The organism is Lentzea sp. NEAU-D7, assembly GCF_026242055.1.
Lineage (GTDB): Bacteria > Actinomycetota > Actinomycetes > Mycobacteriales > Pseudonocardiaceae > Lentzea.
Genome location: NZ_JAPJDL010000019.1, coordinates 168,840 through 183,974 on the forward strand (window position 1 = coordinate 168,840; position 15,135 = coordinate 183,974).

12 protein-coding genes are annotated in these 15,135 nt (G+C 69.3%); 7 read left to right on the forward strand and 5 right to left on the reverse strand.

Translation table 11 applies throughout. The features are described 5' to 3' along the window. Window positions 1-84 precede the first annotated feature (84 nt). The 3 genes from uvrA (at window position 85) to ORI60_RS32525 (ending at window position 3,740) form a co-directional block, all read left to right on the forward strand. Window positions 85-2,964, forward strand: coding sequence for an excinuclease ABC subunit UvrA (gene uvrA / locus ORI60_RS32515; protein WP_266041820.1), 2,880 nt, complete (start codon window positions 85-87; stop codon window positions 2,962-2,964). Beyond that, window positions 2,964-3,146 (forward strand): hypothetical protein, encoded by a 183-nt coding sequence (locus ORI60_RS32520; RefSeq protein WP_143027994.1) that lies wholly within the window; start codon window positions 2,964-2,966, stop codon window positions 3,144-3,146. The genes uvrA and ORI60_RS32520 overlap by 1 nt, the downstream gene beginning before the upstream one ends. Before the next feature lie 129 nt (window positions 3,147-3,275). Beyond that, on the forward strand, window positions 3,276-3,740 hold the full coding sequence (locus tag ORI60_RS32525) for an SRPBCC family protein (RefSeq protein WP_266041821.1): 465 nt from the start codon (window positions 3,276-3,278) through the stop codon (window positions 3,738-3,740). Here ORI60_RS32525 and ORI60_RS32530 read toward each other — a convergent pair whose 3' ends face one another. Next, entirely contained in the window at window positions 3,741-4,337 is a 597-nt protein-coding gene (locus ORI60_RS32530) for a TetR/AcrR family transcriptional regulator (protein ID WP_266041822.1), read from the reverse strand. A gap of 75 nt (window positions 4,338-4,412) precedes the next feature. Here ORI60_RS32530 and ORI60_RS32535 point away from each other — a divergent pair, with 75 nt between their 5' ends. Both ORI60_RS32535 and ORI60_RS32540 read left to right on the forward strand, forming a co-directional pair. After that, window positions 4,413-5,570, forward strand: coding sequence for an FAD-dependent oxidoreductase (locus ORI60_RS32535; protein ID WP_266041823.1), 1,158 nt, complete (start codon window positions 4,413-4,415; stop codon window positions 5,568-5,570). A gap of 71 nt (window positions 5,571-5,641) precedes the next feature. Beyond that, on the forward strand, window positions 5,642-6,805 hold the full coding sequence (locus tag ORI60_RS32540; protein WP_266041824.1) for a hypothetical protein: 1,164 nt from the start codon (window positions 5,642-5,644) through the stop codon (window positions 6,803-6,805). A 49-nt stretch (window positions 6,806-6,854) separates the two neighbouring features. On the opposite strand, the gene ORI60_RS32545 is transcribed toward ORI60_RS32540, so the two are convergent. From ORI60_RS32545 to ORI60_RS32560, 4 genes are all read right to left on the reverse strand, one after another. Then, on the reverse strand, window positions 6,855-8,945 hold the full coding sequence (locus ORI60_RS32545) for an alpha-galactosidase (RefSeq protein WP_266041825.1): 2,091 nt from the start codon (window positions 8,943-8,945) through the stop codon (window positions 6,855-6,857). 98 nt (window positions 8,946-9,043) lie between these two features. After that, window positions 9,044-10,441, reverse strand: coding sequence for a GntP family permease (locus tag ORI60_RS32550; protein ID WP_266041826.1), 1,398 nt, complete (start codon window positions 10,439-10,441; stop codon window positions 9,044-9,046). Beyond that, window positions 10,438-12,021, reverse strand: a complete 1,584-nt coding sequence (locus ORI60_RS32555; RefSeq protein WP_266041827.1) for an N-acyl-D-amino-acid deacylase family protein — start codon at window positions 12,019-12,021, stop codon at window positions 10,438-10,440. Before ORI60_RS32555 ends, ORI60_RS32550 begins: the two co-directional genes overlap by 4 nt. A gap of 13 nt (window positions 12,022-12,034) precedes the next feature. Beyond that, window positions 12,035-13,315, reverse strand: coding sequence for an amino acid deaminase (locus ORI60_RS32560; RefSeq protein WP_266041828.1), 1,281 nt, complete (start codon window positions 13,313-13,315; stop codon window positions 12,035-12,037). Window positions 13,316-13,412: 97 nt separating this feature from the next. Between ORI60_RS32560 and ORI60_RS32565 the strand changes: the two genes are divergently transcribed. Both ORI60_RS32565 and ORI60_RS32570 read left to right on the forward strand, forming a co-directional pair. After that, window positions 13,413-14,378 carry a sugar kinase gene (locus ORI60_RS32565; RefSeq protein WP_266041829.1) on the forward strand — a complete coding sequence of 322 codons (966 nt, stop codon included), beginning with the start codon at window positions 13,413-13,415 and terminating at the stop codon, window positions 14,376-14,378. Then, a complete protein-coding gene (locus tag ORI60_RS32570) occupies window positions 14,379-15,125 on the forward strand; it encodes an IclR family transcriptional regulator (protein WP_266041830.1) in 747 nt (248 codons plus the stop codon). It begins immediately after the preceding gene. Window positions 15,126-15,135: the final 10 nt, after the last annotated feature.

Here is a 15,135-nt window from a genome sequence, read left to right on the forward strand (position 1 = left end):
CCGAACCGATGCTAGTACTCTTCGAACGCTTGTTCGGAAGAGTGTGGCGTGAGTGACCCGCCAATCGCAGCCGAAGGGACCCCAGTGGCAGACCGTCTTGTTGTTCGCGGCGCCCGCGAGCACAACCTGCGCGGCGTGGATATCGACCTGCCGCGGGACAGCCTGATCGTCTTCACGGGGCTGTCCGGCTCCGGCAAGTCGAGCCTGGCTTTCGACACGATCTTCGCCGAGGGGCAGCGCCGCTACGTCGAGTCGCTCTCGGCCTACGCGCGCCAGTTCCTCGGGCAGATGGACAAACCGGACGTCGACTTCATCGAGGGCCTCTCGCCCGCGGTCTCGATCGACCAGAAGTCCACGAGCCGCAACCCGCGCTCGACCGTGGGCACGATCACCGAGGTCTACGACTACCTGCGCCTGCTCTACGCCCGCGCCGGCAAGCCGCACTGCCCGCAGTGCGGCGAGGCGATCGGCAAGCAGACTCCGCAGGAGATCGTCGACCAGGTGCTCGCGATGGAGCAGGGCACCAAGTTCCAGGTGCTCGCGCCGGTCATCCGCGGCCGCAAGGGCGAGTACCTCGACCTGTTCCAGAACCTGCAGACGCAGGGCTACTCGCGCGCGAAGGTCGACGGTGTCGTCTACGCGCTCGCGGAGGTGCCCAAGCTCAAGAAGCAGGAGAAGCACCACATCGCGGTCGTCATCGACCGGCTGTCGGTCAAGGCCTCCTCCAAGCAGCGCCTCACCGACTCGGTGGAGACGGCGCTGCGGCTCGCGGACGGCCTGGTCGAGCTGGAGTTCGTCGACCTGCCGGAGACCGACCCGAAGCGGATCAGGGGCTTCTCGGAGAACCTGGCGTGCCCCAACGGCCACCCGCTCGCGATCGAGGACCTGGAGCCGCGGTCGTTCTCCTTCAACTCGCCCTACGGCGCGTGCGTGGTCTGCACGGGCATCGGCGTGCGCAAGGAGGTCGACCCGGAGCTCGTGGTCCCGGACGACGAGCTGAGCCTCGAGGACGGCGCCATCGCGCCGTGGGCCGGTGGGCAGACCGCGGAGTACTTCACCCGGTTGCTGCAGTCGCTCGGCGAGACCATCGGCTACCGCATGGACACGCAGTGGCGGCACCTGCCCGCCAAGGCGCAGAAGGCGATCCTGCACGGCATCGACGAGCAGGTGCACGTCCGCTACAAGAACCGCTACGGCCGTGAGCGCTCCTACTACGCCAACTACGAGGGCGTCATCCCGTTCCTCGAGCGGCGCCAGGAGCAGACCGAGTCCGACTACATGCGGGAGAAGTACGAGGGCTACATGCGCGAGGTCCCGTGCCCCGCGTGTGCCGGTACCCGCCTGAAGCCCGAGATCCTCGCCGTCACGCTGCACCACGGCCGCAAGGGCGACAGGTCCATCGCCGAGGTCTGCGCGATGAGCGTCTCGGAGTGCTCCGACTTCCTCGACGGCCTGAAGCTCGGCAAGCGCGAGTCGATGATCGCGGGCGCGGTCCTCAAGGAGATCCAGGCCCGCCTGCACTTCCTGCTCGACGTCGGCCTCGACTACCTCTCGCTCGACCGCGCGTCCGGCACGCTGTCCGGCGGCGAGGCGCAGCGCATCCGGCTCGCCACCCAGATCGGCTCCGGCCTGGTCGGCGTGCTGTACGTGCTGGACGAGCCGTCGATCGGCCTGCACCAGCGCGACAACCACCGGCTGATCGAGACGCTGACGCGGCTGCGCGACCTGGGCAACACGCTGATCGTCGTCGAGCACGACGAGGACACGATCCGCACGTCGGACTGGGTGGTCGACATCGGCCCCGGTGCCGGCGAGCACGGCGGCAAGGTCGTGCACAGCGGCCCGTACAAGAAGCTGCTGACGAACAAGGAGTCGATCACCGGCGCCTACCTGTCCGGCCGCAAGTCGATCCCGATGCCGGCGAAGCGCCGCAAGATCGACAAGAAGCGCCAGATCACGGTCGTCGGCGCGCGCGAGCACAACCTGCGCGGCATCGACGTGTCGTTCCCGCTCGGCACCCTCACCTCGGTCACGGGCGTGTCCGGTTCCGGCAAGTCGACGCTGGTCAACGACATCCTGGCCACGGTGCTCGCGAACAAGCTCAACGGCGCGCGTCAGGTGCCGGGCCGCCACACCCGCATCAACGGCCTGAACGAGGTCGACAAGCTGGTGCGCGTCGACCAGTCGCCGATCGGCCGCACCCCGCGGTCCAACCCGGCCACCTACACCGGCGTGTTCGACCACGTCCGCAAGCTGTTCGCGGCGACCACGGAGGCGAAGGTCCGTGGTTACCAGCCGGGCCGCTTCTCGTTCAACGTCAAGGGCGGCCGCTGCGAGGCGTGCGCGGGCGACGGCACGATCAAGATCGAGATGAACTTCCTCCCGGACGTCTACGTCCCCTGCGAGGTCTGCAAGGGCGCGCGGTACAACCGCGAGACGCTGGAAGTGCACTACAAGGGCAAGACGATCTCCGAGGTCCTCGACATGCCGATCGAGGAGGCGGCCACGTTCTTCGAGCCGATCAACGCGATCCACCGCCACCTGCGCACGCTGGTCGACGTGGGTCTCGGCTACGTGCGGCTGGGCCAGCCCGCGCCGACGCTGTCCGGTGGTGAGGCGCAGCGCGTGAAGCTCGCGTCGGAGCTGCAGAAGCGCTCGACGGGCAAGACGGTCTACATCCTCGACGAGCCCACGACGGGTCTGCACTTCGAGGACATCCGCAAGCTGCTGGGCGTGATCAACGGCCTGGTGGACAAGGGGAACACCGTCATCGTCATCGAGCACAACCTCGACGTCATCAAGACGTCCGACTGGATCGTCGACATGGGTCCCGAAGGAGGCTCCGGCGGCGGTATGGTCGTAGCAGAGGGCACGCCCGAGCAGGTCTCTCAGGTCGAGAAGAGCTACACGGGGCAGTTCTTGCTGCAGGTGCTCGAAAATGAGGAGGTGTCAGCAGCAGGGTGATGATCCCACTCGATGCGCTGGCCCACCGCGAGCGCGCCCTTCAGGCGTCGCGCGGCGAGCCCACGGCGTACCCCTTCAGCCTCGTTGAGGTGCTCGACTCGTCGGAGCAGGCACTCCGCCGCGTCGCGGCTGTCGGTTGGTTGCGGGCCCTGGAACGGCTTCCTCATCTAGTCGACAAGTGAACCCGGTCGGCCTGGTGTGACGGTGGAGTCCCGCTAGAGCCGCAGTACACGCGGTGAGGAATTCCCGGTTCCCTGTGAGATGTGCCCAGGAGCTGTCACTCGGGCGAGGGATCCGGGATGATGGCGGCCGTGTCACTGAACCGCTATCGCTTCCGCAGCGTGTGGCACGTCGACGCGTCCCCGGACGATGTGTACGAGGTGCTGTCCGACATCGCGAACTACCCGCTGTGGTGGCACGAGGTCCGGAAAGCCACGAAGATCGACGATGAGACCGGCGAGCTCAGGTGCCGGTCGTTCCTGCCGTTCGACCTGGTCGTGCAGGTCAGGCACAGCATCCGCAACCAGCAGGCGGGCCTGCTGCGGGCGACGTTGTCCGGTGATCTCGAGGGCTATGCGAGCTGGGAGATCATCGGCCGCGACGGCGGCACCGATCTCGTGTTCGACCAGGAGGTCGTGGTCAACAAGCCGTTGTTGCGGCGCCTGGTGCTCATCGCCAAGCCGTTCTTCCGCGGCAACCACGACCTGATGATGCGCGGTGGCTTCAAGGGCCTGAAACAGGTCCTCGAGGCGAAGGCCGCGAGCCACGAGTCCTGATCAGGCGCGGCCGGACAGGTGCCGCACCAGCAACGCCAGCTGCTCCGCGTACTTCGCGGCGAACTCGGGCGTGGCCGGGTCCTGGCCGGTGATCTGGCCCGCGCTCTGCCGCAGCGTCAACGGCGCTGAGGCCGCCGCCATGAGGGCCAGCAGCAGGAACGCGGGGTCCAGGTCCGCGGGCAGTTCGCCGGCGGCCTGACGGGCCCGCATCTCCTCCACCTGGCCCTGGAAGAACTCCCCGTCGGTCGGCGGGCTGTCACCCGCCAGGTTCGCCCACGCCCACATGCGGCTGTGGTCTTTGAGCGTGGTCATGACGAACCCGGCCACCACCTCGTCCAGCGGCTGGTGCTGGCTCGCGAGCTCGGCGGCGGAGGAGTGCCAGCTCGTGGCGAGCTCCTTGTAGATGCCTTCCTTGCCGCCGAAGTAGTACGAGATCAGCTGCTTGTTCACGCCTGCCCGCGCCGCGATGTCCGTCGTGCGCGTGGCCGCGTACCCCTTCGCGCCGAACTCCGCCGCGGCCGCCTCCAGGAGCAGGGCCCGCGTGCGTTCCGGGTCGCGCTTGCGTTCCGAGGCGCGGGGAGAACGGCGTTGATCCACGGCGACACGGTAGCCGACCGGCTGTTTTCAACCAACGGGTTGACTTAATCAACCAAGCGGTTGAAACTTGTCGGCATGAGGATCGCAGTGATCGGTGGGGGAATCGGCGGGCTGTGCCTGGCGCACGGGTTGCGCGGGGCCGGCGTGGACGTGGCGGTGTACGAGCGCGACCTCTCGCGCACGGATCGCCTGCAGGGGTACCGGGTGCACATCAACCCGGACGGTGCCGCTGCCTTGAGGGAGTGCCTGCCCGCGGCGAACTGGGAGCGGTTCGAGCGGAGCGCGGGGACCGGCGGCAACGGCTTCGGGTTCCTGACCGAGCAGCTCAAGCCGCTGCTCGTGCTCGAACCGGACGAGGAGAAGCACTACTCGGCCAGCCGGATCACGCTCCGGCAGGTGTTGCTCGACGGACTGGACGTCCGGTTCGGCAAGCGGTTCGAGCGCTACGAGCAGGGCGACGACATCAAGCTGCACTTCGAGGACGGCACGACCGAGTCCTGTGACGTGCTGGTCGGTGCGGACGGCATCCGGTCGCGGGTGCGCGCGCAGTACCTGCCGCACGCGGGCACGGAGAAGATCGGCGTCACCGCGATCGCGGGAAAGCTGTTCCTCGACGACAACGACTGGGTGCCGCGGGAGCTGGTCGACCGGGCCAACACGGTCGTCCCGACGTCGCGGGCCGGCATGTTCCTGGCCGCGCACGACGGGCTCGGCGTGACCGACCACGACGACCTGTTGTTCGACAACGCACGTCCCTACCTGATGTGGGCCTACGCGGCCGCGGACCTGACCGTCCACGAGGGACAGGACCTGCAACGCGAGGTGCTCGCCAGGATCGCGCGGTGGAGCCCCGAGCTGACCAGGATCGTCGCGGACTCGCCCGCCGAGACGATCAGCGAGTGGCGCATCCGGTCGTCCAGGCCGATCGAACGCTGGCAGCCGACGAACGTCACGTTGCTGGGCGACGCCGTCCACGCGATGACGCCGATGAGGGGCATCGGGGCGAACATCGCGCTCAGGGACGCGCAACTGCTCGCGCGGTGCATCGCCGAGGGTGGCGACGCCGTCGCCAGGTACGAGAAGGAGATGTACGACTACGGCTTCGCGGCGGTGCGCGACTCGCTCCGGGCCGCCCGCCAGTTCGCCGACGGTGGCCCGGTCGCGCGGACGATCTTCAAGACCGTGCTCAGGACCGCGAGCGCCGTGCCCGCCCTGAAGCGCGCGATGTTCTGAAAATCAGTTTGAACCGTTCTGGCCCGCTCTGCGTGTGTTGGGCGTCGGAGGCACTAGCCAGGAGGTGCAGGATGATCCGCAAGCGTGTCGCGGTCGTCGCGCTGGGGTTGATCTCGCTGACCGCCTGCGCGGGTGCGCCGGAGAGCAAGCCGGTGGCACAGCAGCAGCAAGAGGGCGTCGTGGCGTTGAAGACCGCGGAGATCGTGGACCTCGGCCCGGTCGTCACCGACGACAAGGGCTTCACCCTGTACCGGTTCGACGGCGACAAGCCGGGTGAGTCCACTTGCGACGGTGAGTGCGCGGCGGCCTGGCCTCCTGCCACCGTGCCGGGCGAGAACTTTTCGGTGAACGGCGTCGACCAGGGCCTGGTCGGCTCGATCGTCCGCAAGGACGGCAGTCGTCAGATCACCGTCGGCGGCATGCCGCAGTACCGGTTCGCCAAGGACACCAAGCCCGGTGAGACCAAGGGGCAGGGCCTGCAGGGCAAGTGGTTCGCCACCGGCACGGACGGCACCCGCACCCAGCTCGCCGCCCGGACGGGGGTCGTCGCGGGGCTCGGCGCGGTGCTGACCAACAACGCGGGCCTCACGCTCTACCGGTTCGACGACGACACGGCCCAGCCACCGGTGTCCAATTGCGACGGTGGCTGCGCGGAGAACTGGCCTCCGGTCGTCGTGGAGGGCGACACGCCGAGGGTGAAGGGCGTCGACCCGAAGCTGCTCGGCACGGTCACCCGCAAGGACGGCAAGAAGCAGCTCACGGTTGCGAACTGGCCGCAGTACACCTTCAAGAACGACGGCAAGCCCGGTGAGGCCAAGGGCGTCACGGTGCCGAAGTGGTCCGCCACCGCCACCGACGGCAAGAAGGCCCAGCAGAACAAGGCGATCGCGCTGACCAGCGCGACTGTCGCGGACCTCGGCGTCGTCGCCACCGACTCCGACGGCATGACGCTCTACCGGTTCGACGACGACACCGCGGAACCGCCGGCGAGCAACTGCTCCGGCGACTGCGCGGTGCAGTGGCCGCCCGCTTTCGTCAGCGAGGGCTTCCAGGTGCAGGGCGTGGACGCCGCACTCGTGGGGACGATCGAGCGGGACGGGAAGAAACAGCTCACCATCGCGGGGTGGCCGCAGTACCTGTTCGCAGGGGACGAGGTCTGCGGTGATGCCAACGGGCAGGGCGTTGGCGGAAAGTGGTGGGCGACCAAGGCCGACGGAAGTCGCGCCGGCCGGTAAAAGGGGAGAGGAGGAGCCCCGGCGGGATGCGTCCCGCCGGGGCTCTTCTTTACTTGAGGCGCAACAGAAGTGCCTGCTCCGGTTCGAGCACCGGCAGCTGGATGCCGACCTCGGACAGCACGGAACCGGGCAGCTCCACCGGCTCCCAGTCCGGGGCAAGCCGCTGGGTCAGCCCGGGCCGCCCGGCCGGAGCGTCGAACGACAGCCGGTACGTCCGGGAGGGGTCGAGCCCGGGCAGCCGCACCCGGCGCGGCTTGTTCTGCACCGAGGTCGTGAGCTGCACGTACCCGAACAGGGCCTCGGACCGGTCGGTGGCGACGACTCCGTGCACCCACGCCGAGGGGTCCGGGTGGTCGGAGTGCACGGTGACACCGGTGTGCACCAACGACCGCACGTCCTTGTAGTACTCGATCGCGGCCTGCAGCCCGGCGCGTTCCTCGTCCGTGGCCGAGTTGATGTCCCACTCGATCCCGAAGTGCCCGAACATCGCCGTGACCACGCGGAACGACAGGTCGTGCACGCGCCCGGTCGTGTGCGACTTCGTGGGGCCGACGTGCGCGCCCATCAGCTCCGGCGGCAGGAACACGCCGGTCCACCGCTGGATCAGCTGGCGTTCCAGGGCGTCGTTGCAGTCCGACGTCCACACCCGGTCGGTGCGCGAGAGCACGCCGAGGTCGATCCGCCCGCCACCGGACGAGCAGCTCTCGATCTCCACGTGCGGGTGCCGCAGCCGCAGCTCGTCGAGCAGCCGGTAGAACGCGGCCGTCTGCTCGTGCACGCGCGAACCGATCAGGTCGCGGTTGTGGTCCCACTTCACGAACGCGATGTCGTTGTCCGACAACACCGACGACACGCGATCCAGGATGTAGGTGTACGCCTCGGGGTGCGCGATGTTCAGCACCTGCTGGTTGCGCGACGGCGGAGGCAGCACGCCGGGACGCGGCCCGAGCACCCAGTCCGGGTGAGCGCGGTAGAGGTCGGAGTCGGTGTTGACCATCTCGGGCTCGAACCACAGCCCGAACTCCATGCCGAGCGCGCGGACGTGCTTGATCAGCGGCGTCAGCCCGTCCGGCCACACCGTCTCGTCGACGTACCAGTCACCGAGGCCGGCGGAGTCGTCGCGGCGGTGCCGGAACCAGCCGTCGTCCAGCACGAACCGCTCGACGCCCATCGCGGCGGCGGTGTCGGCGAGCGAGGTCAGCCGCGCGAGGTCGTGGTCGAAGTAGACGGCCTCCCACGTGTTGAGCACGACCGGGCGAGGCCGCAGCGCACGCTCCCGCAGCTGCTGGTGGAACGCGGCGCTGATGCCGTCGATACCGCTGGACGAGTAGGCCGCGTAGAGCCACGGCGACTCGTACTCCTGGCCCGGTGCGAGCGTGATCTCGCCCGGCAGCAGCAGTTCGCCACCGCCCAGGACGGGCAAGCCGTCGACCAGGTTCTCCGCGTACGTCACGTGGTTGCCGCTCCACGCCACGTGCAGTGCCCACACCTCGCCGTCGCGGAACGAGAACCCCGGCGTGCCCGCCAGCAAGCCGATGGTCGCGTCGTGCCCGGTGCGGCCCCGCCGGCTCTCGCGCACCCACGACCCGTACTGCAGCGCCTGCCGCTGCGGTGAGCGCTCGCGACTCCAGCGTCCGGTGAAGTCGAGCAGTTCGGTGGCCTGCGAGGGGACGGGGAGCGCGGTCTCCAGGCCCTCCAGCGAGTACGGCGTCTCGCCGTCGTTGCGGACGACGTGCCGCAGCCGGAGCATGCCGGACGGCAGCAGCTCCACGGTGCCCATCACGGTCAGCCCGGCGGCCTCGTCCGACGCGACGTAACGGAAGATCGAGCCGTCCTCGCCGGAGAACGACGTCACCTCCAGCGCTGGCGCGAAGTGCTCGCCGCCGCGGTGGCCGCGCAGTCCGGGACGGCCGACGTACCCGGCACCGGCGTCGGGCAGCAGCGCGAGCGGGACCGGCACGTCCGGCGCGTTGTTCGGGTTGGTCCACGAAACGACGTCGACCAGGCCGCGCAGTGCGGCCTGGTCGAGGTCTCCGAGCGTGCGACCCCAGTGCGTCACGACCGGCAGGCTCGCGCCCTCGAGGGTGATGACGACGCTGGAGGTGTCGTCGTGCAGGTGCACGACCTCCGTGTTGCTCATGCGGGCCCCGTCCACATCAAACACAAATGAACATTGCGCCGATCCTCAGATGCGGGCGGGGTGTTGTCAAGCGTTGGGGAATGTTGAGTTCTGTCTGGTCAGACGACCAGGCTGAGCACCGCGGCGACCACGAAACCGACCACCGAGAGGATGGTCTCGAGGACCGTCCACGACTGCAGCGTCTCCTTCACCGACAGCCCGAAGTACCGCGACACGATCCAGAAGCCGCCGTCGTTGACGTGCGAGGCGATGATCGAACCGGACGCGATGGCCATCACGACCAGCGCGAGCTGCGGCTGCGAGTAGTTCAGGTCCGCCAGCACCGGTGCGACGATGCCCGCGGTCGTCACGATCGCGACCGTCGCCGAACCCTGCGCGATGCGGATGACGCAGCTGATCACGTACGCCAGGGCGATCACCGGCAGGCCGATGCCGGACAGCTCGCTCGCCAGCGTCTTGCCGATGCCCGTCGCGGCCAGCACGGCGCCGAAGAAGCCACCGGCACCGACCACGAGCAGGATCATCGCGACCGGCTTCAGCGAGGCGGCGGACAGTTCCGCGACCTTCTCGCGCGTCATGCCGCGCCGGAAACCCAGCAGCCAGAACGCGAGCAGCACCGAGATGGTCAACGCCACCGCGGGCGTGCCGAAGAACGTCGCCACCGAGTACAGCCGCGTGCCCTTGGTCAGCAGGATCGAGCCGAACGTGCCGGCGAGGATCAGCACCAGCGGCAGGCCGATGATCGAGAGCACCAGGCCCAGCGACGGCGGTTCGCGGTCGCCGTTGTCCTCGCGCGCGGCCTCGGCCGCCGCCAGCATCTCCTCCGGCACCGGCACGTTGATGCGCTTGCCGATCCAGTACGAGTACAGGACACCGCCGACGAACCACGACGGGAGCGCCACCGCGAGACCCATGATGATGATCCAGCCGAGCGACACGCCCAGGAGACCGGCCGCCGCCACCGGTCCGGGGTGCGGCGGCATGAACGCGTGCATGACCGAAAGGCCTGCCAGCAGGGGCATGCTGAACAGCACGATCGACTTGCCGCTGCGCTTGGCCGCCACGTAGACGAGCGGTGCGAGCACGAAGATGCCGATGTCGAAGAAGACCGGCACGCCGAAGATCAGGCCGGCGAGGCCGATCGCGACCGGCGCCTTCTTCTCGCCGAACGCGTGCATCAGCTTGTCCATCAGGACCTGCGCGCCGCCGGACGCCTCGAGGATCGCGCCCAGCAGCGTGCCGAGCCCGATGATCGCGGCGATGTGCCCGAGGATCGAGCCGAAGCCCTTCTCCAGCAACGAGTCCGAGGCCTTCTGCGCCGACCCCACCAGCTGGTCCACCGGCACGCCCGCCAGCAGCGCGACCAGCAGCGCGACGACGATCAGCGCGATGAACGGCTCCACCTTGAACTTGATGATCAGCAGCAGCAGCACCGCGATGCTGACCACGGCGAGGGTGAGCAAGCCCCCTGTTGAATGTTGCAACCAGTCGATCACGGGCGGCTCCTGAGTGAATGGCCTGGCAATGAGCCGGTGGCGGTTCCGTCGTCGATCACCGTCACCCCGTTGCAGAACACGTACGGGATGCCGGTGGCCTGCTGTCGCGGCTCGTCGAACGTCGCCGTGTCGGCGATCGTCTCGGGGTCGAACAGCACCAGGTCGGCCGCGTAGCCCTCGCGGACCAGACCTCGGTCGGTGAGCCGCAAACGCTTGGCGGCGCGGCCGGTGAGGTGCTCGACGCACTCCTCCAGGCTCAGCACGCCCAGTTCGCGGACGTAGCGCGCGAAGTACCGGGGGAACGTGCCCCACGCGCGCGGATGTGGCCGGTCGCCTACCAGCAGCCCGTCGCTGCCGCCGGTGTGCGCCGGGTGCTTCATGATCGCCTGCACGTTCTCCTCGTGGCCCACGTGCATGAGGCAGGACGTACCCATCCGCTCGTCGATCAACACGTCGAAGTACAGGTCGGCCGGTGCGCGTCCGAGTCGCAGCGCGGAGGCGTGGACGCTGGCGCCGACGAGGTGCGCGTTGCGGTCATTGCGGACGCCGTTGATCTCGATGGAGTCCCAGTCGACCGGCACGCCGTGGCAGCCGTCCGAACCGGTCTCCTCGATCTCGGCCCGGATGCGCTCACGGGTGTCCACATCGGACAACCTCGCCAACGCCCTGTCCGGCCCGCCCTCCGTGGCCCACGACGGCAGCAGCGCGCTCAGGTACGTCGCCCCCGGCAGGTACGGGTAGGTGTCGAGCGAGATGTCGGCGCCGCCGGCCATGGCGTCGTCGAGCAACGCCAGCAGTTCCGGTGCCTTGCCCTTGTTGACCGGGAAGTTCATCGTCGCGTGCGCGAGGTGCAGCGCGCAGCCCGAGCGCTTCGAGACGTCCACCATCTCGGCGTAGGCCTCCAGCGCGCCGGCGCCGTAGCTGCGGTGGTGCGGGCTGTAGAAGCCGTTGTGCTGCCCGACGACCTCGCAGAGCTGCACGAGCTCGGACGTGTCCGCGTACATGCCGGGCGTGTAGGTGAGCCCGGACGACATGCCCATCGCACCCTCGGCGAGGGACCGCGCGAGAACGGACTTCATCGTGTCCATTTCGGACTCGGTCGGCCGCCGGTCGTCCCAGCCGACGACGAGCATCCGCAGCGTCCCCTGCGGCACCAGGTACGCGGCGTTCACCGCGATGCCCCGGTCGAGCCGGTCGAGGTACTCGCCGACCGAGCGCCAGTTCCAGTCGAAGCCCGGCGGGTCGTCGTTCCACCCGGCGAGCTGGCCGCGCAGCGTCGCGAGCACCTCGTCGTCCACCGGCGCGTAGGACAGGCCGTCCTGACCGAGCACCTCGGTCGTGACGCCCTGGGAGACCTTCGCCAGGTGGCCGGGTTCGGCGAGCACCCGCAGGTCCGAGTGCGAGTGCATGTCGATGAACCCCGGCGCGAGCACCAGCCCGTCCGCGTCGATCGACCTCGTGGCGCTCACCGGAGTCCCGATGGACGAGATGACGCCGTCCTTGATCCCCACATCCGCCTGGTAGGCGGGTGCGCCCGTGCCGTCGGCGATCAGCGGGCCGCGCAGGACGACGTCGTCCATCGGTGCACTCCTTCTAGAAGTAGGTGCGGATGAGGTCGACCACGGTCGTGCCCTGCACAACCGGGATCAGCTGCCACTTGTCGAACACCGTGCAGGGGTGCGACAGGCCGAGCCCGACCCAGTCGCCGACGCGGACCGTGGCCTCCGCGCCGAGCTGGAGGAACGCGTGCTGGTCGTTCAGCGCGGTGATCCTCGCCCCGGCCAGCGGGGCGATCGCGCCGTCGCCGCGGCGGACGAGCCGCGGTTCCGGCAGGCCCTCGTCGAACGACGCGTCGCGCTTGCCGATCGTCAGCAGCGCCAGGTCGCGCTGCGGCCGTGACGTCACCTGGGCCCAGGCGCGCAGCGCGGAACGGAACGGCTCCACGCCGTCGATCCGCGCGAACGGCGAGATCCCGCGGTAGAAGCCGTCGTCGTGCGTGATGTACGCGCCGCTGCGCAGCACCGGGGTCACCGGCATCGGCCACGGCTGCGACAGCGTCGCCGCCACCTGGTCGAAGTACGCGCTGCCGCCCGCGGTGACGATCACCGAGTCCAGCTCGTCGAGCAGCCCGCCGTCGGCCAGGCGCAGCACGAGCGTGCGCAGGTCGGTCAGGTAGCGGTCCACCACGGCCTGCGACGACTCGGACGCGTCGTGGGCGAGCGCGCCCTCGTAGCCGCCGGCGCCCACCAGGCGCAGCACCGGGCTCTGGTCCACCGCCCGTGCCACGGCCAGCGCGGTCTCCAGGTCGCGCGCGCCCGTCCGGCCACCGGGGGCGCCGAGCTCGACCAGCACGTCGACCGGCCGGGACGGCTGGAGCTCCTGCAGCGTCTCGGTCATCAGCGCGACTCCGGCCTCGGAGTCGGCCCAGCAGCTGAACTCGAAGCCGGGGTCCCGGTCGAGCTCGCGGACCAGCCAGCGCAGCGCGGCGGGGTCGAGGAGCTGGTTCGCCAGCAGGATCCGGTTCACCCCGAACGCCCGGTAGACCCGCAGCTGCGACGCGTTGGCCGCGGTGAGGCCCCAGACGCCGTGCTCGACCTGCCGCTGGAACAGCTGCGGAGCCATCGTCGTCTTGCCGTGCGGCGCCAGCTTGACCCCGTGGTTGTCGCACCACTTCGCCATCGTTGTCAGGTTGTGCGCCAGCGCGTCCGCGTCGAGCACGACGAGCGGCCCGACGAACTCGTCGCCGAACAGGTCGAGTCGCTGGTCGGCGACCTCGCCGATGGTCGAGCCGAACGTGCTCGACGGCAGGCCCTTGAAGCGCCAGCTGACCTGTTCCGACCTGATGTCCGCGACGGCCGCTAGGTCCATCTCCATCAGATGTTGCATATTTTGCAACTCCCATTGCGCGATGTGATGCTGAGTTGTGTAGCATTCGGTCTCGCCGCCGTCAACGAACACCTCTGGAGCGCGCATGCGGTTCGATCACGTCGGCGGTGTCGTGTGTCTCGGCGAGACCATGGTGATGATGGTTCCGGCTGAACCCGGTCCCGTGCACCTGGTGCGAACCTGGCACAGGGCCGTCGGTGGCGCCGAGTCCAACGTCGCCGTGCACCTGACGCGCCTGGGCGTCCGGTCGTCGTGGGTCAGCGCGGTCGGCGACGACTCGTTCGGCCTGGCGGTGCTCGACGCGGTGGGCGGCCTCGGCGTCGACGTCTCACGCGTCCGGGTCGACCCGGTGCGTCCGACCGGCCTCTACGTCAAGGAGGCCTCGCCGCACGGCAGCCCGGTGCGCTACTACCGGCGCGGATCGGCGGCGTCGGGCATGGGGATGGAGATGATCGACCGGCTCGGCCTCGGCGAGGTGGAGCTGGTGCACCTCAGCGGCATCACGGCCGCCCTGTCCGACTCGTGCCTCGCGATGATGCGCGAGCTGCTGCGCCGGCCGCGGCACGGGTTCCGGATCTCGTTCGACCTGAACTGGCGGCCCGCGCTGTGGACCGACCGCGACCCGCGCGTGCTGCGCGAGCTCGCCGACATGGCGGACGTCGTGCTGGCGGGCTCCGACGAGGCGGAACTGGTGTGGGGCACCGGTGATCCCGCCCGGTTGCGGAAGCTGCTGCCCGGTCCGGCGTCGCTCGTGGTCAAGCAGGGTGCGGACGGTGCGACGCTGCTGGAAGGCGGTTCGTCGTACTTCGAACCCGCCCTGGAGGTCGACGTCGTGGAACCGGTCGGCGCGGGCGACGCGTTCGCGGCGGGCTTCCTCGCGGCCACCCTGGCGGGGGAGTCCCCGTCGGTCCGGCTGCGCGCCGGGCACCTGCAGGCGGCCTCCGCTTTGCTCACCGCCGAGGACGTCGGAGATCCTTTGCCGGACGACGTGACGGTACCGCTGCTGCACGCCGACCCGCAGACCTGGGCGTCCGCCCGCCTGGAGGTGTAGATGAGCCAGAGTCTCGACAGAGCGCTCACCCTGGTGAGCCAGCTCGCGACGGGCCCGAAGACGCTGGACGAGCTGTCCGGCGTGATCGACGTCCACAAGTCGACGACGCTGCGGCTGCTGCGCACGCTCGAGTCGCACCGCTTCGTGCAGCGCGACGGCGTGCACCACTACCGCCTGGGCACGGCGCTGTTCGACCTCGCCAACCGCGCCCTGGAGGAACGCGACGTCCGCCGCGCCGCCGAGCCCGCGTTGCGGGACCTCAACTCCCGCCTCGGCCACACCGTCCACCTCGCGTCCTACGAGGACGGTGAGGTGATCTACATCGACAAGTACGAGTCCAGGCACCAGATGCGCATGTACTCGCGCATCGGCCGCCGCGCACCGCTGCACTGCACGGCCGTGGCGAAGATCCTGCTGGCAGACCTGCCCGCGGCCGCGCTGCAGAAGGTGGTGTCCGGCATGGAGTTCCCGCGCCTGACCGACAACACCATCCTCAGCCCGGCCGCGTACCTGGCCGAGCTGGACCGCGTGCGCGCCAACGGGTACGCCGTCGACAACTCCGAGCACGAGGACTTCATCCACTGCATCGCGGCCCCGATCAAGGGCGCGCGGGGCGAGGTGCTCGCGGCCGTGTCGATGTCCGTGCCGAAGGTGCTCCTCGACTACGACGGCCTGCTGTCACACCTGCCAGACCTGCTCGCCACCGCCGAAGCTGCATCAGTCGAATGCGGTTATGTTCCAAGGTAAAGGGGAAATC